Here is a 275-nt window from a genome sequence, read left to right as displayed (position 1 = left end):
ATTGCGTCCTACACGCTGCATTTGAAGGAGCGGGACGGTAAGACGGAATCCATCGTGGCATCACAGATGAATATGCAGTATGTGGATGACGGCAAGATCCAGGAGCTGAAGGACAAGCAGAATCCGTTTCTGTGGTTCCTGTCATTTGCGCATCAGAATGACTACGATATGTCAGCAACGACCACCTATGACAAAGACATGCTGTATGCGGCTATAGATGCCCTGGATGCGTTCCAGGAAGCAAATATAACACAGCCTGCGGATGCTTATCTGGG

1 pseudogene is annotated in these 275 nt (G+C 49.5%); it reads left to right on the top strand.

From position 1 onward, the window contains the following. Positions 1–275 (top strand): annotated as a pseudogene (locus tag NE619_RS18210) (hypothetical protein); the annotation flags it as partial.

The sequence above is a fragment of the Anaerovorax odorimutans genome (genome assembly GCF_024459955.1).
Lineage (GTDB): Bacteria > Bacillota > Clostridia > Peptostreptococcales > Anaerovoracaceae > Hominibacterium > Hominibacterium odorimutans_A.
This window is presented reverse-complemented; position numbering and strand designations above follow the sequence as displayed.